This window comes from Actinomadura sp. CNU-125 (assembly GCF_001942465.1).
Lineage (GTDB): Bacteria > Actinomycetota > Actinomycetes > Streptosporangiales > Streptosporangiaceae > Spirillospora.
The window spans coordinates 1-10,176 of sequence record NZ_MKJY01000195.1; the positions used below are offsets into that span (position 1 = coordinate 1).

The 10,176-nt window shown below is 74.4% G+C and carries 10 protein-coding genes and 2 pseudogenes; 5 read left to right on the forward strand and 7 right to left on the reverse strand.

Annotation, left to right across the window (positions count from 1 at the left end; all coding sequences use genetic code 11):
- Positions 1-153 precede the first annotated feature (153 nt).
- The 5 genes and pseudogenes from BJF79_RS61115 to BJF79_RS61125 form a co-directional block, all read right to left on the reverse strand.
- A complete protein-coding gene (locus BJF79_RS61115) occupies positions 154-453 on the reverse strand; it encodes a Trp biosynthesis-associated membrane protein (RefSeq protein ID WP_316043418.1) in 300 nt (99 codons plus the stop codon).
- Between the two features lie 61 nt (positions 454-514).
- A pseudogene (locus BJF79_RS61120) lies at positions 515-862 on the reverse strand (Trp biosynthesis-associated membrane protein); the annotation flags it as partial.
- A complete protein-coding gene (gene hisI, locus BJF79_RS22320) occupies positions 859-1,236 on the reverse strand; it encodes a phosphoribosyl-AMP cyclohydrolase (protein WP_075900185.1) in 378 nt (125 codons plus the stop codon). The pseudogene BJF79_RS61120 and the gene hisI, both read right to left, overlap by 4 nt.
- Positions 1,237-1,341: 105 nt before the next feature.
- Positions 1,342-1,548 carry a cold-shock protein gene (locus BJF79_RS22325; RefSeq protein ID WP_018657218.1) on the reverse strand — a complete coding sequence of 69 codons (207 nt, stop codon included), beginning with the start codon at positions 1,546-1,548 and terminating at the stop codon, positions 1,342-1,344.
- A 521-nt stretch (positions 1,549-2,069) separates the two neighbouring features.
- Positions 2,070-2,489: a TIGR03085 family metal-binding protein gene (locus BJF79_RS61125; RefSeq protein ID WP_143220089.1), complete on the reverse strand. Its 420-nt coding sequence runs from the start codon at positions 2,487-2,489 to the stop codon at positions 2,070-2,072.
- A gap of 187 nt (positions 2,490-2,676) precedes the next feature.
- On the opposite strand from BJF79_RS61125, the gene BJF79_RS22335 reads away from it, so the two are divergent.
- From BJF79_RS22335 to BJF79_RS22345, 3 genes are all read left to right on the forward strand, one after another.
- Positions 2,677-4,551: an ABC transporter ATP-binding protein gene (locus BJF79_RS22335; protein ID WP_075900179.1), complete on the forward strand. Its 1,875-nt coding sequence runs from the start codon at positions 2,677-2,679 to the stop codon at positions 4,549-4,551.
- Complete coding sequence (locus BJF79_RS22340; RefSeq protein ID WP_075900181.1) at positions 4,548-6,344, forward strand: ABC transporter ATP-binding protein; 1,797 nt, start codon at positions 4,548-4,550, stop codon at positions 6,342-6,344. The genes BJF79_RS22335 and BJF79_RS22340 overlap by 4 nt, the downstream gene beginning before the upstream one ends.
- A gap of 332 nt (positions 6,345-6,676) precedes the next feature.
- Complete coding sequence (locus tag BJF79_RS22345) at positions 6,677-7,699, forward strand: hypothetical protein (RefSeq protein ID WP_262402411.1); 1,023 nt, start codon at positions 6,677-6,679, stop codon at positions 7,697-7,699.
- A gap of 195 nt (positions 7,700-7,894) precedes the next feature.
- Here the strand turns inward: BJF79_RS22345 and BJF79_RS67135 are convergent, their stop codons facing one another.
- Together BJF79_RS67135 and BJF79_RS67140 are read right to left on the reverse strand one after the other, a co-directional pair.
- A complete protein-coding gene (locus tag BJF79_RS67135; RefSeq protein WP_410050120.1) occupies positions 7,895-8,152 on the reverse strand; it encodes an FAD-dependent monooxygenase in 258 nt (85 codons plus the stop codon).
- 40 nt (positions 8,153-8,192) lie between these two features.
- Positions 8,193-8,936 (reverse strand): annotated as a pseudogene (locus BJF79_RS67140) (FAD-dependent oxidoreductase); the annotation flags it as partial.
- A 101-nt stretch (positions 8,937-9,037) separates the two neighbouring features.
- On the opposite strand from BJF79_RS67140, the gene BJF79_RS22355 reads away from it, so the two are divergent.
- Both BJF79_RS22355 and BJF79_RS61140 read left to right on the forward strand, forming a co-directional pair.
- Positions 9,038-9,616, forward strand: coding sequence for a TetR family transcriptional regulator (locus tag BJF79_RS22355; protein WP_075900183.1), 579 nt, complete (start codon positions 9,038-9,040; stop codon positions 9,614-9,616).
- Between the two features lie 195 nt (positions 9,617-9,811).
- Positions 9,812-10,176, forward strand: a 365-nt coding sequence (locus BJF79_RS61140) for a hypothetical protein (protein ID WP_262402412.1), incomplete at its 3' end; no start/stop codon positions are given.

Below are 10,176 nucleotides of genomic sequence, written 5' to 3' on the forward strand. Positions count from 1 at the left end.
CTACGCGGACGGCGCGCGCCGCCGCGGCGGGCGCGCGTCCGGGGTCGGGCTCGATCCGCACCCGCAGGCCCTCGCGGGCGAGGTAGCGGCGCTGCAGTTCGGCGACGGCGGCGTCGTGCTCGGCAACCAGGACGAGCCGCGCGCCGCCCGCGCTCACTTCCGGCCGTTTCCGGTGGCCGCGCCCTCACCGTTCCGAACGTCCCGACTCTGACCCCGGTCGCCCTGGTCATCCCGGTCCCGGTCGTCGCGGTCACGGGTGCTTGCGGTCGGGGGGTCGGCGGGGGCCGTCGGGTCTTCGCCTCGGTCGAGGGACTTCCACATCGCGGACGGGTCGTCGCTCGTCGGGGCGGGGCGGGGCTTCGCCGAGGCGGGGGCGGTGCGCTCGTAGCGGGCGGACAGGCCGGGCCAGCGGGAGCCGCGCAGGAGCGTGACCAGGCCGGCGGCGACGAGCAGGGACGCCGCCCGCGACCGACACCGTCCACCACGCGTTGACGTGCACGGACGGGTCGGCGCCCAGCTTGAGCAGGGCGCTCTTGTCGCCCGCTTCGGCGGCCGCGTGGGAGGCGCGGGCGGCCGTGGCCGCCGCGTAGCCGATGCCGACGCCGAACAGGGCGATGAGGGCCCCGACGGCGGCGCGGACGCGGCCGCGGGTGGCGAACAGGGCGGCCAGGCCCGCCAGGCCCGCCCAGCCGAGGGCGCCGGGGGCGCCGCCCAGGTCGCCTCCGGTCAGTTCCCGGGTGAACGGGGTGATGCTCTCGTTGGCCGTGACGGTCGCCCAGGTGCGCCCGGCGGCGAGCAGGACCAGCCCGGCGCCGGCGGCGCACAGCAGGGCGGTCAGCCCGCGTTCGCGCCCGGGTGTCATGAGCCGTCGGCGGGACGTTCCCCGACGACGGCGTCCAGGACGTCGGCGTCCCAGCAGGTGCGGTCGCCGGTGTGGCAGGCGCCGCCGACCTGGTCGACCTTCACCAGGACGGTGTCGGCGTCGCAGTCGAGCGCGACCGACTTGACCCACTGCTGATGCCCGGAGCTCTCGCCCTTCACCCAGTACTCCCGGCGGCTGCGCGACCAGTAGGTGCAGCGGCCGGTGGTGAGGGTGCGGTGCAGGGCCTCGTCGTCCATCCAGCCGAGCATGAGCACCTCGCCGGTGTCGTACTGCTGGGCGATGGCGGGGACGAGACCGTCGGCGCTCCGCTTGAGGCGGTCGGCGATCTTGGGGTCCAGTGGCATGCCCCCCATTGTGCCCGCTGCGGCGCGGTGCGCGGCACGCATTTACGGCGGGGACACGAAAGGGCCCGTCGTCCCGGGAGCGGGGCGACGGGCCCTGACGTACGACTTCGGGTGTTACAGGGGGACGACCTGGTCGGCCTGCGGACCCCGGTTACCCTGCGTCACCTCGAACTGGACGCGCTGGTTCTCGTCCAGGGTGCGGTACCCGGAGCTCTGGATCGCCGAGTAGTGCACGAAGACGTCAGGCCCTCCGCCGTCGACGGCGATGAAGCCGAAGCCCTTCTCGGCGTTGAACCACTTCACGGTGCCCTGCTGGGGCATGTCTTTCTCCTTGCGGCAAAACATGGGCCCACACCTCGCGGGCCCGGCGCGGTCGCTGCGGTACGCCCTCGCCCCCCGGTACGGTCCCGGAAAAGCCAAAACGCCCGCTGCCATCAGTCCGCGGGCGTCTGACTAACGATCGAGAACCACGACTGCAACCGACCGCCCCACCGTATCACCGGTTCCGCGTAAAACGGAGGATCCACAAGCCCTGGGTTTCTCCTCTCGGCGAACCTTGCCGTTACCTGCCCGTTAAAGACTCCAACCGGTCTCGGTCAGGGTCTTGACAGAGTCCGTGTCGCCTTCGAGGCGGACGTCGGCGACGTTCCGGCGGCCGAGCGTCCATAGGACGAGTTCGCCGACCGGGCCGTGTACGCGCACTCCGCCGGGCTCCGCTCCCGCGCCGTCCCGGCCGCCGCCGCGGGCGCTCCGGGGTGCGCGCGAGACACGGGCGGCATGACCGTCCGGCCGGACGAGCGTTACCTCCACGTGAACATTTCTTAGGACAAAGCGGGCAATTTTTATCCTCCGCCAGAGGACTTCCTCGAGATCGGACGAGATGTCGCGGGCTCGGCCCCCGTCCCCGTCCGCCGGACATCCTCATGGTGGACAAAGAACTCGACGGCGTTCGCGTTTTCCTCCATGCCGGGAAGCGCGAACGGCGAGTACTTCGGCGGGCCCTGCCGGAATCGGTCGACGAGCCTGCCGAACGGGACGTCGGCCGCGCGGTCCCGGAGGCGGCGCTCGTAGAAGGCGAGCGGGGGCAGCAGTATTCCGACGGCGGCGTCCGGGCGTCCTTCCCGGATGACCAGATGTGCCGTGAGGTCCCGGGCGTCCCAGCCCTCGCAGAGGGTGGGGGCGTCGGGACCGGCCGCGTCCAGCGCGTCGGCCAGCAGCCGCCGTTCGCGGCGGGCCGGCCCTTCCTGCGCGGTGCTTCGCATCAGACGATCGTAGGGCCAGCCGGGCGCTCCGGGAATAAGGGACGTATCCGCATGGTAGGCAATATCCGGGCCCGCAGCCCCCGCCGTCCGCTCGCGGGGGACGTTCCCCCCGGGCGCCAGTCGTGATCGAGGAGTCGCCGTGTCGCCTGCGTCCAGACGTGTCAGCCCGTCCGTCCTCCGGGAGGGGATGCGCGTGCTGTGGGTCGCCGTGCGGGCGGAACCCCGGGTGTTCACCCTGTCGGTGCTCGCCAGCGCGCTGTACGCGGCGATGACCGTGGCGACGGCGCAGGTGCTCGGCATGGTGACCGAGGACGTCGTGCTCCCGGCGTTCGAGGACGGACGGGCCGCGGCCGGGGCGCTCGCGGCCGCGGCGGCGGCGATCGTCGGCGTGGCGGCGCTCAAGGCCCTGGGCGTGGCCGGGCGCCGCTTCTACGCGGGGTTGATGCAGTACCGGATGCAGGCGCAGTACCGGCGCGAGGTGACCCGGCAGTACCTGCGGCTGCCGCTGGCCTGGCACCACCGGCACCCGACCGGGCAGCTGCTGTCGAACGCCAACGCCGACGTGGAGGCGGCGTGGGCGCCGATCGCGCCGCTGCCGATGGCCGTCGGGGTGGTGTTCATGCTGCTGATCTCGGCGGTGTCGATCCTGGTCACCGACGTGGCGATCGCCGTGGTCGGGTTCCTGATCTTCCCGGCGATCGCGCTGGTGAACGTGGTGTACCAGCGGCGCCTGGCGCCGGTGGCGACGCACGCGCAGCGGCTGCGCGCCGAGGTCAGCGAGGTGGCGCACGAGAGCTTCGAGGGCGGCCTGGTGGTCAAGACCCTCGGCCGGGAGGGCGCCGAGACGGAACGGTTCGCGGCGGCCGCGAACCGGCTGCGGGACGCCAACATCGCGGTGGGCCGGCTGCGCGGGCTGTTCGACCCGGTGCTGGAGGCGCTGCCGAACCTCGGCGTGCTGGCCGTCCTGCTGGTCGGGTCGCTGCGGCTGGACGCCGGCGCGATGACCGCGGGCGACCTGGTGCACGTCGCGTACCTGTTCACGTTGCTGTCGTGGCCGATCCGCGCGCTCGGCTGGGTGCTGGCGGAGGTGCCGCGCAGCGTCGTCGGCTGGGAGCGGGTCCGGGGCGTGCTGGACGCGACGGGTTCGCTGCCGTACGGGGACGAGGCGCCCGCCGGGAACGGCGGGCGGGCCGCGGCGATGGAGGTCCGCGGCGTCCGGTTCGCCTACGAGACCGACGAGCACGCCGACCTGAGCGGGACCGGCGGCGGGAACGGAAGCGGGGCCCGGCACGTCCTGCACGACGTGTCGTTCGCGGTGGAGCCGGGCCGCACGGTCGCGGTGGTGGGGCCGACCGGGTCGGGGAAGTCGACGCTGACGTCGCTGCTCGTCCGGCTGGTGGACCCGGCGGACGGGTCGGTGCTGCTGGACGGCGTCGACCTGCGAGACGTGCGGCGCGGCGGCGTCGCCGAGACGGTCTCGCTCGTCCCGCAGCAGACGTTCCTGTTCGACGACACCGTCCGCGGCAACGTGACGCTCGGCATGGACGCGCCGGACGAGCGGGTCTGGGCGGCGCTGCGGCTCGCGCAGGCCGACGGGTTCACCGCCGCGCTGCCCGACGGGCTCGACACGCGGGTCGGCGAGCGGGGCGCGACGCTGTCGGGCGGGCAGCGGCAGCGGCTGGTGCTGGCGCGCGCACTGATCCGGCGGCCGCGGCTGCTGGTGATGGACGACGCGACGTCGGCGGTCGACCCGCAGGTCGAAGCGCGCATCCTGCAGAACCTGCGCGAGCAGAACGCGACCGGCGACGATGACGACGGCGGCGGCTCGACCGTGGTCGTCGTCGCGTACCGCAAGGCGACGATCGCGCTGGCCGACGAGGTCGTGTACCTCGACCACGGCCGGGTGACCGGGCGCGGCACGCACGCCGAACTGCTGGAGACGTCCGAGGGCTACCGCGACCTCGTGAACGCCTACGAGCGGACGGAAGGCGAGCAGACCGAAGGCGAACGGGCGGAGACCGCGGACACGGCGGTCGAGGGCGGCGAGGGGGCTCTGCGATGACGACGATCGACGCACCGGCGGGTCTCGACGACGCGGCGGACGAGGGCGCGCTGAGCACGCTGCGGCGCGGGATGCGGCTGAGCCCGGAGTTCACCGCGGGCCTGCCCGGGACGCTGCTGCTGGCGCTGATCTCGACGGCGGGGCGGGTGGTCGTGCCGATCGCCGTCCAGCAGACGATCGACAAGGGCCTCGGGCGTCCGGGCGGCCCCGACATCGGCTTCATCCGCACGGCGGTGCTGGTGTGCGCGGTGGCGGTGCTGGTGACGGCCGTGGCGTCGTTCCTGATGAACGTGCGGCTGTACCGGACGTCGGAGGGCGGGCTGGCGAGCCTGCGCGTGAAGGCGTTCCGGCACGTCCACGACCTGTCGATGCTCACCCAGAGCGGGGAGCGGCGCGGGTCGCTGGTGTCGCGGGTGACGGGCGACGTCGACCAGATCAGCCAGTTCATGCAGTCCGGCGGGCTGATGTTCATCGTCTCGATCGGGCAGCTGGTCGTGGCGAGCGTGCTGATGCTGGTGTACTCGTGGCAGCTCGCGCTGCTGGTGTGGCTGGCGTTCCTGCCGCTGGCGTTCGCGCTGCGCCGGTTCCAGCGGGTGATCTCCGCGGCGTACATGCGGGTGCGGGAGCGGATGGGCGACCTGCTGGCGGCGGTGAGCGAGTCGGTGGTGGGCGCGCCGGTCATCCGCGCGCACGCGGTGGAGGAGCGCACCGGGCGGCGCGTGGACGAGACGGTCGACGCGCACCGCGTCGCGCAGACGCGGGCGCAGGCGATGGTGGCGCTGACGTTCCCGGTGAGCGAGCTGGTCGCGGCGGTCGCGACCGCCGCGGTGGTGATCGCCGGGGTGCTGCTGGGGGTCGCCGGGCAGCTGACGGCGGGCGAGCTGGTGGCGTTCCTGTTCCTGGTGACGCTGTTCGTCAGCCCGATGCAGACCGCGACCGAGGTGTTCAACCAGGCGCAGAACGCGATCGCCGGATGGCGGCGGGTGCTGGGCGTGCTCGACGTCGTCCCGGACGTCGCCGACCCGGGCGCGGACGGCGAGACGCTGCCGCGCGGCCCGATCGAGGTGCGGTTCGAGTCCGTCGGGTTCGCCTACCCGGGCGGGCCGCCGGTCCTGCACGACGTGGACGCGACGATCGAGCCGCGCAGCCGCGTCGCGATCGTCGGGCAGACGGGGTCGGGCAAGACGACGTTCGCGAAGCTGCTCACGCGGCTGATGGACCCGGCGTCCGGGCGGGTGCTGGTGGACGGGGTGCCGCTGGACCGGGTGCGGTTCTCGTCGCTGCGGGAGCGGATCGTGATGGTCCCCCAGGACGGTTTCCTGTTCGACGCGACGCTCGCCGACAACATCCGGTACGGGCATCCGGACGCGACCGACGACGACCTGGCGCGCGCGCTGACCGAACTGGGGCTGGCGGACTGGCTCGACGGGCTCCCGAAGGGGCTGGACACGCCCGTCGGGCAGCGCGGCGAGTCGCTGTCGGCGGGCGAGCGGCAACTGGTCGCGCTGGCCCGCGCCTACATCGCCGACCCGGACCTGCTCGTCCTGGACGAGGCGACGTCGGCGGTCGACCCGGCGACGGAGGTGCGCATCCAGCGCGCCCTGGACGGCGTGACGCGCGGCCGCACCGCGATCTCGATCGCGCACCGGCTGTCCACGGCCGAGGCCGCCGACGAGGTGATCGTTTTCGAGGCGGGACGCATCGTGCAGCGCGGGCCGCACGCGGAACTGGCGTCCCGTCCGGGGGTGTACGCGGACCTGCACGCCTCCTGGGCAGCACAGCGGGCGCTGTGACGGACATGACTACCTGCGGTAAAGCACTTGCCCGTTATCTGGTCCAGTGCGCATTCTGCTGAGGTGAGCAATGAGGTCGTGATGGAATCGGCGAGGACGCTGCACGGTCAGCTGCAGCGAGGACTCGGCAGGGCCGCGCGCGCGCGGCGGACAGGCCCGGTTCGGGCGAGTACGTCTACGACTGCATCCGCAGGGATCCCCGCTGGGACCCGCAGTGCGAGTCCCGTGGGCTGTACTACGCCCGGTTGGTGGTCGATCTGGAGTTGCCGGCGGGGCCGGTGGCGGAGCATCTTTTCCATCCGTCCGACCATGTGGACGAGGATCCATGGCGGGTGCAGCTCGCGCTGGAGGTGCTGTCGGACCTGGTGCGGCTCAGCCGGCGGGAGGCGGCCGCGCCGCTGCGCCGGTACGCCGAGGAGGGCTCGCACTGGCACGACGCCCTGGTGGAACTGGTCGAGCTCGGCGATCCGGCGCTGACGCTCGGGCTGGACGAGCTCGTCGAGTCGCGCTGCGACGACGCCGACCTCGCGCACCTCATGACGGCCGGGCCGAACCCGGTGATCGACGCGTGGGCGGCGCGGCGGCCGCGGATCGCCGAGGCGCGGGCGCGGCACCGGGCGCGCTCGCAGGAGGCGAAGGCCGCCCGGGCGGCGGCGCGGGCGGGCGGGACGCGGGCGTCCGCGGGCGGGAGTCCGGACCGGGCCGCTTCGAGCGACACCGAGCTGCTGGACGTCGCGCAGCAGGCGGCGGGCCGGACGCGATACCGGCGGTCTTCGAACTGGGCCGGCGCCGGGCCCTCGTGCTGCTCGACTCGAGAGGAGGTGCTGCCGGAGGGGCCGGGCCGGTTGCGCGGCGCGGTGTGCCGCGCGCTGTCGCAGTACGGGCCGGAGACACTGCCGCGGGCGCGCGCGTGGGCCGCCGCGAAGGGCGGGTGTACGGACATGGGACTGCGGATCCTCGCGCATCACGGAACCCGGCGGGACATTCCCCTGCTGATGGACGAACTACGGGAGACGGTCGAGAAACGCGAGTGGGCCGGGGCGGTGAACCCGGTCGAGGGGCTGGGCCGGTTGCGCGCCGGTGAGTCCGTCCCGCTGCTGAAGACCGCTTGGACCGAGTCCACGTACGCCTATCTGCGGCCCCGCGTGCTGACCGCGCTGGTCCGCACCGCGCCGCACACCGCCGAGTCCTACGCCGTCGAGGGGCTGTGGGACTGCGAGTCGGACGTCCGCGAGGAGGCCGCGCGGTTCGTGCCCCACACCCGCGACACGCGCCTGCGCCTGCAACGCCTGCATCACGACGTCGCCGAGGAACCCGAGGTGCGGGCCGCCGCGGCCGCCCGCACGCTCGCCTGACCCCCGGCGCACCCCTCTTCTCTCGCTTCCCGTCCGGTCACCGGCGGGCCGGGTCGACGGCCAGCTCGGACAGGTTCATCGCCATCGCGCGGTGCACGGCGGGCACCCGGTCGAGGGCCCGCAGCAGCGCGTTGCGGGCCCGCCGCCGTCGCCGCGCGCGCGCGGTGGCGATCCCGGTCATCCGGTGGGTGAACGTCACGCGCCCGCGGCGACGGGCCGGCGCTCGGCCTCGTAGCCGTTCGAGGCTCGCGGCGTCGGCCGTCCCGTCCAGGACGGCGGCGAGCCGCGCGGCGAGCGCGACCGCGTCCTGGACGCGGTGTTCATGCCCTGGCCGCCCGCCGGGCTGTGCACGTGGGCGGCGTCCCCGGCCAGCAGGACGCGGCCGCTGCGGTACCGGTCGGCGAGCCGGTGGTGGACGCGGAACCGGGAGCTCCACACGACCTCGGCGACCACGCGCGGGCCGCCGGGCGGGGCCGCGCTCGTCCAGGAGGGCCTGGACGTCGGCGGCGGTGGGGTGCGCGGGCGCGTCGTCGACGGTCGCGACGATGCGGTGCCGTCCGTCCGGGAGCGGCGCGACGACCAGCAGGCCGGCGGGCGAGAAGTAGAGCATGACCTCGTCGGAGCGCAGCTTCCAGTCGAGCCGGACGTCGGCCAGGACGAACGACTGCGCGTAGGTGTCGCCGGTGAAGCCGATCCCGGCCTGCTCGCGGACGGTGCTGTGCATGCCGTCCGCGCCGACGACGTAGCGGGCGCGGATCGTCTCGCCGCCGGTGGTGGTGACGGTGACGCCGTCGTCGTCCTGCGCGAGGCGCGCGACCTCGTGGGGGCGGTGGACGCGGCCGCCCGCCGCGCGCAGCCGTCCGGCGAGGATCTCCTCGGTCCGGTTCTGCGGGATCATGAGCGTGTACGGGTAGGCGGTGGGCAGTCCGCCGAAGCCGATGGTGAGCAGTGCCCGGTCCCGGTCGCGGACGGTGAACCGCGGGACGGCCACGCCCTGGTCGACCAGCTCGGGGGCGGCGCCGATGCCTTCCAGCACCTCCAGGGTGCGGGCGTGGACGACGGCGGCGCGCGAGGTGTTCGCTCCCTCGGCCTGCCGGTCGATCAGGACGGCGTCCGCGCCGCGCCGGGCGAGTTCGGCGGCCAGCGTGAGCCCTACGGGCCCGGCGCCGACGACGAGCACGTCCGTGTCGGCGGGGAGTGGGGTGGCGGATACCTGGGTGCCGTGCTGCTCGGACATGGTCGCCTCCTGAGCCAACGTCTGTTTGCCAACGTCCGTTGTCTTCGACGCTAACCCAATCCGGGTCTTTTGCCAACAGTCGTTGGCCTACAATCGTTGGCATGGCTTTCACCCAGCGCTCCGACCAGACCCGGGCGGCGATCCTGGCCGCCGCCCGCCGCCGCTTCGCCGCCGACGGCTACGAGCGGGCCACGATCCGCGCCATCGCCCGCGACGCCGGGATCGACCCGTCGATGGTGATGCGCTACTACGGCAGCAAGGACGGCCTGTTCGCCGCCGCGACCGACATCGACCTGCTGCTCCCCGACCTGTCGCAGGGGCCCGCCGACCGCATCGGCGAGCGGCTCGCCCGGCACTTCGTCGAACGCTGGGAAGGGGAACTGTCGGACGAGTTCCTGGTGGTGCTGTTCCGCTCCGCCGTCACGGGCGAGGCCGCCGCCGCCCGGCTCCGCGAGGTGTTCGGCGGCCAGGTCACCGGGGCGCTCGGCCCGCTCGTCCCCGACCCCGCCGAACTGCCCGTGCGCGCCGGGCTGGTCTCCACGCAACTGCTCGGCGTCGCGCTGTGCCGCTACATCCTGCGCCTGCCGCCGGTGGTCGCGATGGACGTGGACGCGCTCGTCGCGAACCTCGCCCCGACCGTCCAGCGGTACATCAACGGGCCCCTTCCCGCGGCGGGCTGACCTCCGGCCGGCCGCCCGGGGCGTCCGCCCAGCGCTCCAGGGCCGGGCCGACGCGCGCCAGGGTCCGCAGGCGCGGGCCGCGCCCCGGACGAGCCGTGCCCGGGCGCCACAGCGGGTGCCGGGGGCCGTCCACGATCACCCGGACGGCCGCGGAGGGGACGCCCGGGGGCCGCCGCGGCGACGATCGCGGTCTCCATGTCGACGGCCGCGGCCCCCTGCGCGGCGAGCCGGGCCCGTTCGGCGCCCTTCACGACGTCCGGGGAGGTCAGCAGCACGCCGACCAGCACCCTCGGGCCGTCCGGCGGGTATCCGCGGCAGAGGTCCCCGGCGAGCACCGCGGCCAGGGCGTTCCGGGCGGTGGCACCGCACCGGCGGCCCCGCGCCCCGGACCTCGGCGGCGACCAGGACGTCCCGGGGGCGCAGCCGCTCGTCCAGCGCGGCCGCCGAACCCCACCACCGCGAGCACGCCGCCGGACGCGGGCGGCGGGCGGCGGGCGCGGTAGCCGACGACCGCGACGGGCGCCCGGGCGAGACCGCGCCGCAACCGCGCGAGCCTCCAG